Origin of the sequence: Pseudomonas sp. S07E 245, from assembly GCF_019599025.1 — a bacterium.
GTDB lineage: Bacteria > Pseudomonadota > Gammaproteobacteria > Pseudomonadales > Pseudomonadaceae > Aquipseudomonas > Aquipseudomonas shirazensis.
On sequence record NZ_CP080625.1, the window covers coordinates 1,107,380 to 1,122,171 of the forward strand.

At 62.1% G+C, this 14,792-nt stretch carries 11 protein-coding genes; 5 read left to right on the forward strand and 6 right to left on the reverse strand.

Annotated features, from left to right (window positions below):
* Positions 1-22: 22 nt before the first annotated feature.
* From K3F44_RS04950 to mexE, 3 genes are read right to left on the reverse strand one after another with little or no spacing between them, the layout of a single operon-like run.
* Positions 23-1,438, reverse strand: a complete 1,416-nt coding sequence (locus K3F44_RS04950; protein ID WP_220633451.1) for an efflux transporter outer membrane subunit — start codon at positions 1,436-1,438, stop codon at positions 23-25.
* A complete protein-coding gene (locus K3F44_RS04955; protein WP_101318731.1) occupies positions 1,435-4,614 on the reverse strand; it encodes an efflux RND transporter permease subunit in 3,180 nt (1,059 codons plus the stop codon). The genes K3F44_RS04950 and K3F44_RS04955 overlap by 4 nt, the downstream gene beginning before the upstream one ends.
* 12 nt (positions 4,615-4,626) lie before the next feature.
* The gene (gene mexE, locus K3F44_RS04960) at positions 4,627-5,868 is read right to left on the reverse strand and encodes a multidrug efflux RND transporter periplasmic adaptor subunit MexE (protein ID WP_101318733.1); all 1,242 of its coding nucleotides are present in this window, start codon (positions 5,866-5,868) and stop codon (positions 4,627-4,629) included.
* A gap of 282 nt (positions 5,869-6,150) precedes the next feature.
* Here mexE and K3F44_RS04965 point away from each other — a divergent pair, with 282 nt between their 5' ends.
* A complete protein-coding gene (locus tag K3F44_RS04965) occupies positions 6,151-7,056 on the forward strand; it encodes a LysR family transcriptional regulator (protein ID WP_101318735.1) in 906 nt (301 codons plus the stop codon).
* A gap of 44 nt (positions 7,057-7,100) precedes the next feature.
* On the opposite strand, the gene K3F44_RS04970 is transcribed toward K3F44_RS04965, so the two are convergent.
* Both K3F44_RS04970 and K3F44_RS04975 read right to left on the reverse strand, forming a co-directional pair.
* Complete coding sequence (locus K3F44_RS04970) at positions 7,101-7,511, reverse strand: RidA family protein (protein WP_101318737.1); 411 nt, start codon at positions 7,509-7,511, stop codon at positions 7,101-7,103.
* On the reverse strand, positions 7,511-8,824 hold the full coding sequence (locus tag K3F44_RS04975; protein WP_150572911.1) for an NAD(P)/FAD-dependent oxidoreductase: 1,314 nt from the start codon (positions 8,822-8,824) through the stop codon (positions 7,511-7,513). The genes K3F44_RS04970 and K3F44_RS04975 overlap by 1 nt, the downstream gene beginning before the upstream one ends.
* A 322-nt stretch (positions 8,825-9,146) precedes the next feature.
* Here K3F44_RS04975 and K3F44_RS04980 point away from each other — a divergent pair, with 322 nt between their 5' ends.
* From K3F44_RS04980 to K3F44_RS04995, 4 genes are all read left to right on the forward strand, one after another.
* The gene (locus K3F44_RS04980) at positions 9,147-9,821 is read left to right on the forward strand and encodes a DUF1028 domain-containing protein (protein WP_188035779.1); all 675 of its coding nucleotides are present in this window, start codon (positions 9,147-9,149) and stop codon (positions 9,819-9,821) included.
* The gene (gene argE / locus K3F44_RS04985; protein ID WP_181089545.1) at positions 9,814-10,965 is read left to right on the forward strand and encodes an acetylornithine deacetylase; all 1,152 of its coding nucleotides are present in this window, start codon (positions 9,814-9,816) and stop codon (positions 10,963-10,965) included. The genes K3F44_RS04980 and argE overlap by 8 nt, the downstream gene beginning before the upstream one ends.
* Before the next feature lie 263 nt (positions 10,966-11,228).
* Positions 11,229-12,611: a PAAR domain-containing protein gene (locus K3F44_RS04990; protein ID WP_220633452.1), complete on the forward strand. Its 1,383-nt coding sequence runs from the start codon at positions 11,229-11,231 to the stop codon at positions 12,609-12,611.
* The gene (locus K3F44_RS04995; RefSeq protein WP_220633453.1) at positions 12,604-13,002 is read left to right on the forward strand and encodes a hypothetical protein; all 399 of its coding nucleotides are present in this window, start codon (positions 12,604-12,606) and stop codon (positions 13,000-13,002) included. The genes K3F44_RS04990 and K3F44_RS04995 overlap by 8 nt, the downstream gene beginning before the upstream one ends.
* Positions 13,003-13,420: 418 nt before the next feature.
* Here the strand turns inward: K3F44_RS04995 and K3F44_RS05000 are convergent, their stop codons facing one another.
* Positions 13,421-14,701, reverse strand: coding sequence for a carbohydrate porin (locus K3F44_RS05000; RefSeq protein WP_220633454.1), 1,281 nt, complete (start codon positions 14,699-14,701; stop codon positions 13,421-13,423).
* Positions 14,702-14,792 lie beyond the last annotated feature (91 nt).

Consider the following 14,792-nt stretch of genomic DNA (forward strand, 5'->3'; position numbering starts at 1 on the left):
TGTTGCAAAAGCGTTGTGGCACTTAGCGCAGGCTGGCTACCGCTTCAGGCTGCCAGCCGCCACCCAAAGCCTTGTAGATCGCGACGATGCCGCGATACAACTCGACTTCGCCCTGGGCCTGGGCATCTTCCGCGCTGAGCCGCTCGCGCTCGGCATCCAGCAGTACCAGATAATCCACGGTGCCTTCGCGATAGCGGATCGAAGCCAGGTCGGCGGCCTTGCGGCTGGCATCGCTCTGGCGCATCAAGGCCTGCAAACGCTGTTGGGTCTTGCCGTAATCACTGAATGCATTGGCTGACTCTTCCAGCGCCAGCAGCACCTGCTGTTCGTAGGTAGCCAGTGCGCCTTCGGCGTCAGCCTTGGCGCCACGGATGCGCGCACGTACGCTGCCCAGGTCGAACGCTGCCCAGGTGATACTTGGGCCAAGCCCCCAGGCATTGGCGGCGGACGAGCCGATCTGCGAGCCACGCGCGGCGGTGAAGCCAAGGAAGCCACTCAGGCTTACCCGCGGGAACAGGTCGGCGGTCGCTACCCCAACGTTGGCGGTCGCCGCTGCCAACTGGCGCTCCGCGCTGCGAACATCCGGGCGCCGACGCAGCAGTTCAGCGGGGTCGCCGATCGGCAGTGCTTTGGCGATTGCCGGCAGCTGTTTAGGCGACAGATCAACGCTGAGCTGATCCGGGCGCTGGCCGAGCAGAGTGGCGATGCGGTTTTGTGCGCGCACCTGCTGTGCCTGCAGTTGCGGCACGGTGGCCTCGACTGCCGCCAGGCGGGCATCGGCGCGAACCACGTCGAGCTCGTTGCCGACGCCGGCATCGCGCAGGGTCTCGGTAATGCTGCGCGAGTCCTGCTGGGTCTTGAGGTTGGCCAGGGCGATTTTTTCGCGCAACTGCGCGCCACGCAGCTGGCCATAGGCATCGACCAGCTCGGCGATCATGCTCACCTGCAACTGCTGCAGGTCGGCCGCGGCGGCGGCCTCTTGCGCTTCGCTGGCTTCCAGTTGGCGCTGAATGCGGCCGAACAGGTCCAGCTCCCAGGCCATGTCCAGGCCCAGGTCATAGCCTTCGCTGTTGACCCGGCGCTCGGTCTGGCCCGGGATCTGGCCTTTGCCCAGCTCACTGCTGGCACGGCTGCTCACCACCGGCAGGTTGTCGTTGTCGACATCCTCCCGGATCGAGCGCGCCGCCTTGAGCCGGGCGAAGGCCACGCGCAGGTCGCGGTTGCCTTGCAGCGAAGCCTGCACCAGCTGGTTCAGGGTCGGGTCGTCGAACTGCTGCCACCACACGCTTTCAAAGCGGCTACGGTCGAAGGCCTTGACCTGCAACTGGTTGCCCAGCTGCGCCGGCTCGGTGTTCGGCGTCTGGTAGTCCGGGCCCACCGCGCAGGCCGCCAGGGCCAGCGTCAACAGGCTCGGGGTCAGTGGTTTGAGGAGGTTCATGCGTGGTTCTCCAGCGGCTTGGCTTGCGCGGCCTTGCGGGCTTCGCGACGCTCGACATAACGGCGGATCAGGACGAAGAACACCGGGGTCAGGAACAGGCCGAACACGGTCACCCCGATCATCCCCGAGAACACTGCCACACCCATCGCATGGCGCATCTCGGCACCGGCGCCGGACGAGAACACCAGCGGCACCACGCCCATGATGAAGGCAATCGAAGTCATCAGGATCGGCCGCAGACGCAGGCGGCAGGCTTCCAATACCGCGGCCAGGGGATTGAGCCCTTCGGCTTGCTTGTCCTTGGCGAACTCGACGATGAGGATGGCGTTCTTGCACGCCAGGCCCACCAGCACGATCAGGCCGATCTGGGTGAAGATGTTGTTGTCACCGCCCGACATGATCACCCCGGTAATCGCCGACAGCAGCGTCATCGGTACGATCAGGATCACCGCCAGCGGCAGGCTCCAGCTTTCGTACTGCGCCGCCAGCACCAGGAACGCCAGCAGTACGCAGAGCGGGAACACCAGCAGCGCGGTGTTGCCAGACAGGATCTGCTGGTAGGTGAGGTCGGTCCACTCGTAAGTCATGCCGTTGGGCAACTCGGCCTTGAGCAGTCTTTCCATAGCCGCCTCGGCCTGGCCGGAGCTGTAGCCTGGGGCGGCGCCACCGTTGATTTCTGCGGTGATGTAGCCGTTGTAGTGCATCACCCGGTCTGGCCCCGAGGTGTCGCTGACCTTGAGGAAGGTCGCCAGCGGGATCATCTCGCCCAGATTGTTACGCACTTTCAGCTGACCGATCTGCTCGGCGTCTAGGCGGAACTGCTGTTCAGCCTGAACGTTGACCTGATAGGTGCGGCCAAAGCGGTTGAAGTCGTTGGTGTACAGCGAGCCCAGGTAGACCTGCAGGGTGTCGAAGATATCGTTGATCGCCACGCCGTGGGTCTTGGCCTTTTCCCGGTCGATATCGGCATCGACCTGCGGCACGTTGACCTGATAGCTGGTGAACAGCCCTGCCAGCTCGGGTACGTTGTGGCTCTTGGCAATGATGTTCTGGGTTTCTTCGTACAGCGCTTCGTAGCCGAGGTTGCCGCGGTCTTCGATCTGCAGGCGGAAGCCGCCAATGGTGCCCAGGCCCTGTACCGGCGGCGGTGGGAAGATCGCGATGTAGGCATCCTGAATATCAGCAAACTGCGCGTTCAACGCAGCCGCGATGGCCGCCGCCGACTGGCTCGGGTCGGTACGCTCTTCAAACGGCTTGAGCGGAGTGAAGACAATGCCGCTGTTGGGGCTGTTGGTGAAACCGTTGATCGACAGGCCTGGGAAGGCTACCGAGTCGGCCACACCGGGCTGCTTCAGGGCAATCTCGCTCATGCGCTTGATGACGGCTTCGGTGCGGTCGAGGCTGGCCGCGTCGGGCAACTGGGCGAAGGCGACCAGATACTGTTTGTCCTGCGCCGGGACGAAGCCGGTCGGGGTCGAGGCAAAGCCCAGGTAGGTCAGCGCCATCAGCCCGGCATAGACGAACAGGGCGATGCCGCTGGAGCGGATGACCCGGCCCACGCCGGCCACGTAACGCAGGCTGGCACGCTCGAAGAAGCGGTTGAACGGGTTGAACAACCAGCGCCCGAAAATCCGGTCCAGGGCACGCGAGAAGCGATCCTTGGGCGCGCCGTGTTCTTGCAGCAATACCGCCGCCAGTGCTGGCGACAGGGTCAGCGAGTTGAAGGCCGAGATCACTGTCGAAATAGCGATGGTCAGGGCGAACTGCTTGTAGAACTGCCCGGTCAGCCCGGAGATGAACGCTGCCGGGATAAACACCGCGCACAGCACCAGCGCCGTAGCGATGATCGGCCCGGTCACTTCACTCATGGCCTTTTGCGTGGCTTCGAGTGGTTTCAGGCCCAGGCCGATATTACGTTCGACGTTTTCCACCACCACGATGGCGTCGTCGACCACGATGCCGATCGCCAGCACCAGGCCGAACAGCGACAGGGCGTTGAGCGAGAAGCCGAACAGATGCATCACGGCAAAGGTGCCGATCAGCGAGACCGGCACGGCCAGCAGCGGAATGATCGAGGCGCGCCAGGTCTGCAGGAACAGAATCACCACCAGCACGACCAGAATCAAAGCTTCGAACAACGTGTGCACGACGGCTTCGATCGAGCCACGGACGAACACGGTCGGGTCATAGACGATGCTGAAGTCCATCCCTTCGGGGAAGTCCTTTTTCAGCTCGGTCATCTTCGCCCGGACTTCGTCGGAGATTTCGATGGCGTTGGAGCCAGGGCGCTGGAAGATCGGGATCGCCACCGCTGGCTGGTTGTTCAGCAGCGAGCGCAGGGCGTATTGGCTGGAGCCGAGTTCGACCCGGGCAATGTCCTTGAGGCGGGTGATTTCACCATCGGCACCGGCGCGGACGATGATGTTCTCGAACTCTTCCTCACTGACCAGGCGGCCCTGGGTGTTGACCGACAGCTGGAAGCTGGTCGAACCTGGCGCAGGTGGCGCACCGAGCTGGCCGGCAGCGACCTGACGGTTCTGCTCGCGAATCGCCGTGACCACATCGGTGGCGGTCAGGTTGCGCGAGGCGGTCTTGTTCGGATCGAGCCAGACCCGCAGCGAGTAGTCGCCCATGCCGAACAGCTGCACGTCACCGACGCCGCCCAGGCGGGCCAGCTCATCCTTGATGTTGAGGATGGCGTAGTTGGACAGGTAGAGCATGTCGTAGCGCTGATCCGGCGAGGTCAAGTGCACGACCATGGTCAGGTCGGGCGAAGCCTTGTCGACGGTGATACCAATGCGCGTGACTTCTTCGGGCAGCTTGGGCTGGGTCCGGGTGACGCGGTTCTGCACCTGTACCTGGGCGTTGTCCAGGTCAGTGCCCAAGGCGAAGGTGATGGTCAGGGTCAGCTTGCCGTCGGCGGTCGACTGCGAGGACATGTAGAGCATGTTCTCGACACCGGTAATGGCCTGTTCCAGTGGCGCGGCAACGGTGTCGCCGATGACCTTGGGGTTGGCCCCGGGGAAGTTGGCGCGCACCACGACCGTAGGCGGGACCACTTCGGGGTATTCGCTGATCGGCAGTTGGAACAGCGCAATCGAGCCCGCGATCAGCAGGATCAGCGACAGCACGGCGGCGAAGATCGGCCGGGTAATAAAGAATTTGGAGAAGTTCATCGGTGTCGTCCCTTAACCGCGCGGTGCCTGGGCACTGGCGACTTTCACACTGGGGCCGGCCACGCGCGGCGCCGGGTTGCTGGCTTCCAGCGCCTGACGCTGCTGGGCGAGGTTGGTCAGGGTCTGCTCACTGGCCATGGCGCTCTCTTCTGGAGTCACCTGGGAGCCTGGGCGCACCCGCTGCAGGCCCTTGACGACGATGCGCTCGTCCTTGTTCAAGCCGCTGCGGACGATGCGCAGGCCTTCAAGCTTGGGGCCCAGTTCAACGGCGCGGTAGGCAGCCTTGTTGTCCTGGTCCATGACCAGCACGAACTTCTTGCCAAGGTCGGTGCCGACCGCTTCGTCGTTGATCAGCACTGCGTCGTACTTGGCGCTGCCGACCAGCTTCAGGCGGGCGTACAGGCCCGGGGTGAACTGGCCGTCAGTGTTGTCGAACACGGCGCGGCCGCGGATGGTGCCGGTGCGCGGATTGACCTGGTTGTCGACGAAGTTCATCTGGCCCAGGTGCGGGTTGCCGGTTTCGTTGGTCAGGCCCAGGTACACCGGAGTGCTCTGGCCACGTTGGCCTTCACGCGCCAGCTGGGTGTACTTGAGGTACACGCGCTCGTCGGCGTCGAAATAGGCATAAACCTTGTCGGTGGACACCACCGAGGTCAGCGGGGTGACATCGGCGCTGACGATGTTGCCGGCGGTGAACTCGGCGCGGCTGACCCGGCCGCTGATCGGCGCGGTGACCCGGGTAAAGCTCAGGTTGAGGCGGGCCAGGTCCAGTTGTGCCTGGATCGCGGCAACCCCGGCGCGGGCTTCGGCGGCGGCGCTGCTGCGCGACTCGGCCAGCTCGGCGGAGATGGCGTTGCTGTCACGCAGACGCTCGCCGCGGCGGGCTTCGTTTTCGCTGCGCTGGGCGCTGGCGCGGGCCTGTTGCAGTTGTGCTTCGAGGCGGCGGACTTCGGCCTGGAACGGGCGCGGGTCGATCTGGAACAACAGGTCGCCCTTTTTCACCTGGGCGCCTTCGGTGAAGGCCACCTGATCGATCTGGCCCGATACCCGTGGGCGGACTTCGACGGTTTCTGGCGCTTCGAGGCGCCCGGTGAACTCGTCCCACTCGTTGATCGGTTGCTCGATCACCTTGGCCACGGTGACCTTCGGCGCGGTCGGAGCCTGCACGGCGTCTGGGGTACGGCCGCAGGCGCTGATCACCAGCACTGCCAGGGCAGCGAGGGGATAACGCAAGGGTTTGAGTGATTGTTCCATGGAGAAATCCGCCAATGTATATGGATAGTGGGGCGGATTCTGCGCGGCGCGCGGGTGGGGAACGAATCGAATGCGCCGAAGGTTATTATCATCCAGAATGATAAACCCACTGCCGCCATCGATACTGCGCATGGCCAGCATGCCGCGCTGAGGCGCGGATAGGCAAAATAACGTCAGGCCTTAGGCAAATGCTTGCCCGGCCAGCGTCGCTGCAGCAAGGGGCTGAGGTAAGGTAGCAGGGATAAATCAGAGCGCGCCGCCGACGGCGCCCCAGAGGTGCCTGTGGCTTCCTATACCTTGCGTCAGTTGAAGTATTTCGTCACCACGGTGGAGGCCGGCAGCGTTGCCGAGGCTTCGCGCCAGTTGTATATCGCCCAGCCGTCGATCTCTACCGCGATCAAGAACCTGGAAGAGAGTTTTGGCGTGCAGCTGTTTATCCGCCATCACGCCCAGGGCGTGTCGCTGACGCCCAGCGGCAAGCGTTTCTACGCCAAGACCAAGTCGCTGCTGCAGATGGCCCACGAGTTCGAGCAGAACGCACTGGCCGACAACGACACGGTGGCTGGGCAGATCGACATCGGTTGTTTTGAAACGGTGGCACCGCTGTATCTGCCGCGTTTGATCGCTGGGTTTCGCGAGCGTTATCCGGGGGTCGACATTCGCCTGCGTGACGGTGAACAGCAGGAGCTGATCCAGGGGCTGACTGCTGGCACCTTTGACCTGGCGTTTCTATACGACCATGACCTGGATGGCACCATCGAGGCCGAGCCGTTGATGGCACCCCAGAAACCATACGTGTTGTTGCCGGAGAAGCACCGCTTTGCGGGTCAGGCGCAGGTGTCGTTACGCGATTTGTGCCCAGAACCGATGATCCTGCTCGACGTCGCGCCGAGCAGGACCTACTTCGTTAGCCTGTTCAATGAGTTGGGGCTGACGCCGAATATCGTATTCAGCTCGCCGTCGATCGAGATGGTGCGGGGGATGGTCGGGCAGGGGTTTGGTTTTTCGCTGCTGGTGACTCGGCCGCATTCCGAGTGCACCTACGATGGCCAGCGGCTGGTCACGGTCGACATTGCCGAGCCAGTCGAGCTGTCCGGGTTGGCCGCAGCGCACTTGAAACGGGTGCAGTTGACCAAGCCGGCGCAGTTGTTTGTCGAGTTTTGCCGTGAGCAGTTGGCCAGCCTTTAGGGTGTGGGGCCGCAACGCGGCCCCAGCAACTTCAGCTATGCCGCTCAGTCCGGCACGACCGCAATCACATCGATCTCCATCAGCCACTCAGCCTGCGCCAACCCGGCGACCACCAGCCCGGTGGAAATCGGGAACACGCCCTTGAGCCATTTGCCGACCTCCTGATACACCGGCTCGCGGAAGCGCGGATCAGTGATGTAGGTGGTGGTCTTGACGATGTGCGACATGTCCGAGCCGGCTTCTTCAAGCAGCTGCTTGACGTTCTTCATGGCCTGCTCGGCCTGGGCACGCGGGTCGCCCAGCCCGACCAGGCGGCCTTCGAAGTCGGTACCGACCTGGCCGCGCACATACACGGTGTTGCCGGCGCGCACCGCCTGGCACAGGTCATTGTCGAGCGACTGGTTAGGGTAGGTGACCTTGGTGTTGAACATCCGTACGCGGGTATGAGTAGGCATCAGTGGGCTCCGAGGGTGCTGACGTTGTGAGGTTGGGCGGCGGCATCGGCGTCGCGCTGATGACGGTCGCGGTAGGCCAGGTAAGTGCGTTGCGTGGCGATATGACCGGCGACGTGCTTGGCGTCGTGCCACACCCCCCAGATGAACGACGAGCCGCGCCGCGACAGCCACGGCAGGCCGAGGAAGTACACTCCAGGCTCCTGCGACACGCCGCGTTGATGTACTGGCTTGCCGTTGCTGTCGAATGCATTGACCTGCAGCCAGCTGAAGTCGACGCCGTAGCCGGTGGCCCAGATGACGCTGGTGACGCCGGCCGCGATCAGGTCCAGCTGCAGGATCGGTTCGCTGATGCAGGCCGGGTCGGGCAGGCGTTTGCGGGCTTCGGGTTCTTCCGGCAGGTCCAGGCCGTTGCGCTCGATGTAGGCATCGGCGGCGTCGAGCAGGGCCAGGTAGTTTTCGTCGCCGCGGCGAATGTTGTCGGCCAGGTTGTTCTGGAAGGTGGCGACACCGTTGTCGAATGAATCGGTCAGGCCGACCAGGGTCATGCCTTGGTGGGCGAGGGCGCGGAAGTCCACCGTGTGGCCGCCACGGGCGCCGCTGACGGCGATGGTCACGTGCTCACGGCCAGGTTTGGCGATTTCTGCATCCCATTCGCCCAGTACCCCCAGCCACCAGCAGAAGTCGCGGTTGCGGTAGGCGCGCGGCGGGCGATCGTGGGCGCCGACCGAGAGGTACACCTTGCGCCCAGCACGCATCAGCTCTTCGGCGATCTGTACGCCGGAAGAGCCCGCGCCTACTACCAGTACCGCACCTTCAGGGAGCTGCTCAGGGTTGAAGTAGGCGGCAGAGTGGATCTGCTGCAGGCGTGGGTCCTGCGGGGCAATGGCGGGGATGACCGGGCGCTGGAACGGGCCGGTGGCAGCCACTACGCGGTTGGCGCGGATGGTGCCCTGGTTGGTCTCGATGACAAAGCCTGGGCGGTCGGCATTGCGTACGACCTTCTTCACTTCAACGCCAGTGCGTACCGGCAGATTGAATTTACGTACATAGCGCTCGAAGTAATCGGCCACCTGCTCCTTGCCGGCGAAAGCGTCGGCGTCCAGGTCGAATTCCAGGCCGGGGAAACGGTCGTGCCAGACCGGGCCGTTGGCTACCAGCGAGTCCCAGCGGCCGCTGCGCCAGGCCTCGGCAATGCGGTTGCGCTCCAGCACCAGATGCGGCACGCCGAGTTTGCTCAGGTGTTCGCTCATGGCGACCCCGGCCTGGCCGGCGCCGACGATCAGCGTGTCGATTTCGATGTTGTTCAATGTCATGTTCGAGCCCTTCTTGGAAGGCGATTTGATCAGGTCGGTGGGAGACCGCCTTTGCCTGGGGCCAGACTAGGGACTGCTCAATAGCGGCGAAAATACTATTTAGCTGGGGCTTGCCGATAAATTGGCGAAGGCCAGGTGCAGCAAGGGCTGCAGCGCGGTTTGGCAGTGCTGTCAGGGTGATTTTGTTGGCCGTGAGTTTTTTCCTGTGCAGGGGCAACAAAAAAGGTCGTTTCGTAGGCTGGGCGGGCTGTCCAGAATGCTCGGTATTGAGTGGCGGGCAGTTGTCTTCCGCCTGGTTTTCGCCTGATACAGGAGCTGCACCATGACCTTTTCCATCATTGGCCGCTGCGCCGAAACCGGCCAGCTTGGTATCGCCATCAGTTCTTCCAGCATCGCGGTAGGCGCCCGCTGCCCATGGGTGCGCGCTGGGGTCGGTGCAGTTGCCAGCCAGAACATCACCCTGCCTGCCCTTGGCCCGCAGATTCTTGATGCGCTGGAGCGAGGCCAGCTACCACCCGCTGCACTGGACCAGGTGTTGACGGCCAACGGCTGGAGTGAATACCGCCAGGTCACGGTGATCGACAGTCATGGCCAGGTCGCGCTGTTCTCTGGCAAGCAGGCCTTGGGCGTACACAATGCCGTGGCCGGTGAGCAGTGCGCGGCGGCGGGCAATCTGCTCGCTTCGCAGCAGGTGATCCAGGCCATGGTCGACGCCTTCGAGCAGGCCGGTGGGCACCTGGCGGATCGCTTGCTGGCCGCCATGCACGCGGCTGTCGCGGCAGGTGGCGAGGCCGGGCCGATCCATTCGGCGGCGTTGAAGATTGCCGGTGAGCTGACCTGGCCGCTGGTTGATCTGCGTGTGGACTGGGCCGAGCACGACCCGATTGGCCAGCTCGATGGTCTCTGGCAAGCCTACCGGCCGCAGATGAACGACTACGTGACCCGCGCACTCGATCCGACCCGTGCACCGAGTTACGGAGTGGCGGGCGATGAATGAGCTGAGCAGCCAACAGCTGTTGGGGCGGCTGATCGGCTTTGCCACGGTCAGCCGTGATTCGAACCTGCAACTGATCGGCTTCATTCGTGATTACCTGGCTGAGCTGGGGGTAGCGAGTGAGCTGTTTTTCAACGCCGAGGGCACCAAGGCCAATCTGTTCGCCAGCATCGGCCCGACCGATCGCGGCGGCGTGGTGCTGTCGGGGCATACCGACGTAGTGCCGGTCGATGGCCAGGCGTGGAGCGTCGACCCGTTTGTCATGACCGAACGCGATGGCCGCTTGTATGGTCGCGGCACGGCGGACATGAAGGGGTTTATCGCCTCGGTACTGGCGGCGGTCCCGGCGTTTCTCGCGCAGCCGCTGCACACGCCGGTGCATCTGGCGTTTTCCTATGACGAGGAAGTCGGCTGCCTGGGCGTGCGCTCGATGCTCGACGCCTTGGCCCAGCGGCCGCACAAACCGCGTTTGTGCCTGATTGGTGAGCCGACCGAGCTGAAACCGGTGCTTGGCCATAAGGGCAAGCTGGCGATGCGTTGCCAGGTGCATGGCGCGGCCTGTCATTCGGCCTATGCACCTTACGGGGTGAATGCCATCGAGTATGCGGCACGGATGATCGGCAAGTTGGGCGAGATTGGGCAGGCGTTGGCCGAGGATCAGGATGCGCGTTTCGATCCGCCGTTTTCGACGGTGCAGACGGGGGTCATCAAAGGTGGCCGGGCATTGAATATCGTGCCTGAGGAATGTGAGTTCGACTTTGAAGTGCGGGCGTTGCCGGGGTTTGCTGCAGAGGCTGTGGCGGATCAGTTGCAGGCCTACGCCGAGGCCGAGTTGCTGCCGCGGATGCGGGCGGTGAGTGCCGCGAGTGATATTCGGCTGTGGCCTTTGAGTGCGTATCCTGGGTTGGCTACGGCGGCTGATAGCGAGGCTGCGCGGTTGGTGGCGTTGCTCAGTGGGTCGAGTGAGTTTGGCACGGTGGCGTTTGGGACTGAGGGAGGGTTGTTTGATCAGGCGGGGATAGCGACGGTGGTATGTGGGCCAGGGAGCATGGAGCAGGGGCATCGGCCGGATGAGTTTGTCAGTGTCGAGCAACTGCGTGGGTGCGATGGGATGATGTTGCGGTTGGTGGATTATTTGCGGGGCTGATGATTGCGCTGCTTTGAGTGGCGCCAGCTTGCCTTGGCATATCCGTCTGGTGGTGGGCCGTGCTGTGCGCTTCTGCTGTACCGGTGGCTCACTGTTTGACGGCCCGAGGCCATGTGTCTGCTCTGTAAACCGTTAGATAGTGTGTTCAAACGTAAGGCATTTCTCTCGCTGCTGTAGGACGCATCCTGTTCGCTTTTGGCGGGGAAAAATACCGGTCAGAAGCTGCTAGTTTCCCTGGCTCAACCAGCACAGGGCGTTTGCAGATGCGCGTGATAATTGACGGTAAAGGTCAAGCTGTCGATGGCGATGATACGACAACGGGTGCGGTGTGCATCGCCACGGGTGATGGCTACATCTGTGATGGGCGCATGGTCCTGCGTGTCGGCGACAAGACCACGGCCTGCCCGTTGTGCGCCGAACCAGGCACCGTTGCCGAAGGCGCGCCATGCTTTATCTCCGATGGCAGCGAAGTGGCGGTCGATGGTTCGCTGGTGCTGTGCGCTTGCCCGCCCGGTACCAACCGAGTTGTAGCGCCACCTGATTTTGTCCCACCCTGGCGGGAGACAAGGTCATCGCGCGTGGTCGGCCCAAGCGCGCAGAGCTTTGGTCAGCCTGTGCACTTCGTTGATAGCCGGCCGTACATCAATGAGCCAGGCTTCCATATTGTCCAGCGCAACATGTCCTTCCCGCAGGTGCTGATGCAGTTAGCCGAGCAGGACAGCACCTTGCCGATCTCGCGCCTGCAGATGCTCAACCCGACCTTCAAGGACGGCTTCAAGGCCGGAGAGATTTTCGTCATCGGGAACCCCGACAACGGCGACGCCTGCACCCGCGAAGAAGCTCAACTGATGGCCGCCGCACAGCAGGCCCGTGATTCGTTGGCGCTGCTCGACTACGACGAGGCCGAATTCATGATGGAGCATCAGGCTGAAATTGCAGGATTGCTGACAGGCGCGAGCCAGTCCATGGGTGTCGGTAAGGATGTACTGGAGCAAGGCCTGAGGCAGGTCCGGGCGACCTTGCTCGAAGTCGACCAGTTACACAAACAGCAGTTCGCCAAGTTCGGCCACCTGAACAGCCCGGAGTTTTTTGCCAGTCGACAGAAGTTGCTCAGGCAACTGGATGGACAGTTGAAGGCGGCGTTTTTGAACAAGCGATTGAACCTTGGCCCTTACGAGCGTCTTCGTCGTGATTTGAAGATTTCTACCAAGAGCCTGGTTCATCACTGGTCAAAGGCCGGAGGGCCGGGGCAGATTCCGGGGTATGCCACGCATTTGGATGAGGTGGCGGGTGCATCAAAGTATCTAAACCGCGGCGGCGCTGTGGCTATTGGTTTGGGGGCGGTATCTTCTTATTTAAAGGTTCAGGAGGTGTGCCGAGCTGGCGAGGCAGCCGAGTGTAAAAAAATTCGACTGACCGAAGCAGGCAGCTTCTCGGGAGGAATAGCAGGAGGGGGAGCCGGAGCTCAGTTGGGTGGAGCAGTTGCTACAGGATTTTGTGGCGTGTTCTCTGTTGTATCTGCTGGCTTAGGCGCCCCTGTATGTGGCTTGGTGCTCGTAGGTGCTGGCTCATTGGCCGGCGGCATGCTAGGTGAAATGGTTGGAGAAGTAGTAGCCGAGTCACTTTATGAGCAATATTATGATTGAGTTCAGCAGTTGGTCGCCAATGTTTCGCATAGTTATATTGGTGTGCCCTACAATGATTGTTCTATCAGGCTTGGCGTTAAGCTTTTATATTGCATGCAGTCGAGACTTCTTCATCGCGCTGTCTGCTATCAAAAGTAGTCCGTGGCTTGAGCAGCAAAAGAATTACATGGGCGTTTCAAGTGTACGCTCGCGCTGGATGCTTGTTTGCAATATGTGCGGTTTGTTGCTTCTGCCAGGTCCGCACATTCGAAGAGGGTTACTAAGCATTGAGGAGCTGCGTGCGTTTCCGGCCGGATTGAAAAAAAGGATGCTGACGTCTTTGTGGCTGACTATTGTTGGATGCGTCTGGATACTGATCGTCGTTGCAATAATCAAGATAGAGCAGTATTGAATGTTCCGCCTTGCTCCGGTATTGCCTCTGAATCGCTGAAGGATCAAGATCAAGATCAAAATCACGCCTCGCTGCGCTGGCGCACATCAACAGCGGGGCTGCCTTGCAGCCCTTCGCGGGCAAGCCCGCTCCCACAGGGTCCGCGTTGCCTGAGAGTGGCTTGGTCAGTATTGATAGAGGTTGCCGGGGCGACGGACTTAAGGGATTAATGCTGACCTGAAAGTATCGCGAACTCTGTGGGAGCGGGCTTGCCCGCGAAGGGCCGCGCAGCGGGCCCAGCAATCTCAAAACAGAGAAAAATTCAGAAACATGCAGAGACCTTGAAAGGGACGGCCCGTAAAGGCGAAAGGGGCAGCATTGGCCAACACCAGGAAAGGATAAGCCAACAACCCCACACAGCCCACCAAGCCAGCCCCAATCAGAAGCTGGCCTTGACCTGCAATCCCACCACCAGCGCATTATCGATATCAGTCCCGGAAAACGCTCCAGGCTCGATGATGTACTGCACGTCCGGCCGCAGATTCAGCCAGGGCGTGGCCTGATATCCATAGCTCAGCTCGATCAACTGCTCAGCACTGTCGATATTCGGGAACTCGCGATCACTGGCAGCAGCGGCATCCTCCAGCACATCCCGACTACGTGGATTCGGCACTGCTCGGCCATAGCCCAACGACAAGGTGTCCCGCGGGCGGCCTGCAAACGGCTGGTACAGCACCACGCCCGTGCCATACCACTTGGTAAACGGCGATGCCGCCTTGCTCGACGCCGAGTATTGACCAAACGCATGCAGGCTACGGCCGGCCAGGGCGGGGTCATTCCATACCGCCTGATCAATCAACAGGTAGTGCCCACCTCGGCCAGCCACTTCGTCATCACTGCCAATGCGTTTGACGTTGGAGCTGTCGTAGTAGTAACCCAGCTTGTACTCACCCGGCAGTTCGCCTCGCAGTTTGTACACCAGCTCTACCGGCACCACCGTGCCTGTGGTGTGCTTGGGGCCCAGCTTCCAGGCACGGCTGGAATTGCCGTTGCTTTCGGGGTCAACGTTGAACGCCGCCACGCGCACTTGCCAGGCCGGCGAAAGGTCATATTTGACCCGCGCACCGAGCCGCGCATTGGGGTAGTTGGTCCAGCCACTGCCGCCGGACATGTTCAGCGGATGGCCGCAGAAACCGGCGTTCATGAAGTTGCACAGGATGCCGCTGTCGAGGCCGCCGAGGTCGTTGCCCATGGCCATGTAGCCGAGCTTGATGTTCAGCGCCGGAGTGAAGTTGCGTTCGTAGCTGAGCTCGGTCAGGCGTGTGTACAGGCCGCCGAAGTTTTCCTGGATCGGCAGGCGGTTGCCTACCAGTTCCTCCGAGGCGCTGTGGCCGCGGCGGTCGTTAATGCTCAGTTGGACCTTGCCGGCGTTATCCACCCCATACAAGCGGGACAAGTCGAACTGCACGCCCAACTTGATGTTCTGCGAATAGCGCGCCGAGCGGTGCAGGCCGCCATCAGCGTTGTAGGCGGTCTCGCCGCTGTAGTCGGCGCTGAACTTGACGCCATCGTCTTCAAGTTGATGGCGCAAACCGCCCCAGTCACCACTGAGGGTGCTGCGCTGGAGCAGATCGGCTTCGGCCATGGCGCCGTTGCTGGCCAGTACCAGCAGCAGGCTGGCGGTGATGCGGGTAGGGGTAAAACGGAACACGGAGGACATTGCGCAGCTTTCCTGGGAATCGCGAGGTGGTGATAAATAGCGCCGCTGAAAGCATGAGGCCGCTCCTGCAAAGGGTATGCAGGAGCGGCCT

What these genes read in the sequence shown, in the direction of transcription:
- K3F44_RS04950 (WP_220633451.1), bottom strand. Translation starts at nt 1,438, where the DNA reads ATGAACCTCCTCAAACCACTGACCCCGAGCCTGTTGACGCTGGCCCTG.
- K3F44_RS04955 (WP_101318731.1), bottom strand. Translation starts at nt 4,614, where the DNA reads ATGAACTTCTCCAAATTCTTTATTACCCGGCCGATCTTCGCCGCCGTG.
- mexE (WP_101318733.1), bottom strand. Translation starts at nt 5,868, where the DNA reads ATGGAACAATCACTCAAACCCTTGCGTTATCCCCTCGCTGCCCTGGCA.
- K3F44_RS04970 (WP_101318737.1), bottom strand. Translation starts at nt 7,511, where the DNA reads ATGCCTACTCATACCCGCGTACGGATGTTCAACACCAAGGTCACCTAC.
- K3F44_RS04975 (WP_150572911.1), bottom strand. Translation starts at nt 8,824, where the DNA reads ATGACATTGAACAACATCGAAATCGACACGCTGATCGTCGGCGCCGGC.
- K3F44_RS04980 (WP_188035779.1), top strand. Translation starts at nt 9,147, where the DNA reads ATGACCTTTTCCATCATTGGCCGCTGCGCCGAAACCGGCCAGCTTGGT.
- argE (WP_181089545.1), top strand. Translation starts at nt 9,814, where the DNA reads ATGAATGAGCTGAGCAGCCAACAGCTGTTGGGGCGGCTGATCGGCTTT.
- K3F44_RS04990 (WP_220633452.1), top strand. Translation starts at nt 11,229, where the DNA reads ATGCGCGTGATAATTGACGGTAAAGGTCAAGCTGTCGATGGCGATGAT.
- K3F44_RS04995 (WP_220633453.1), top strand. Translation starts at nt 12,604, where the DNA reads ATGATTGAGTTCAGCAGTTGGTCGCCAATGTTTCGCATAGTTATATTG.
- K3F44_RS05000 (WP_220633454.1), bottom strand. Translation starts at nt 14,701, where the DNA reads ATGTCCTCCGTGTTCCGTTTTACCCCTACCCGCATCACCGCCAGCCTG.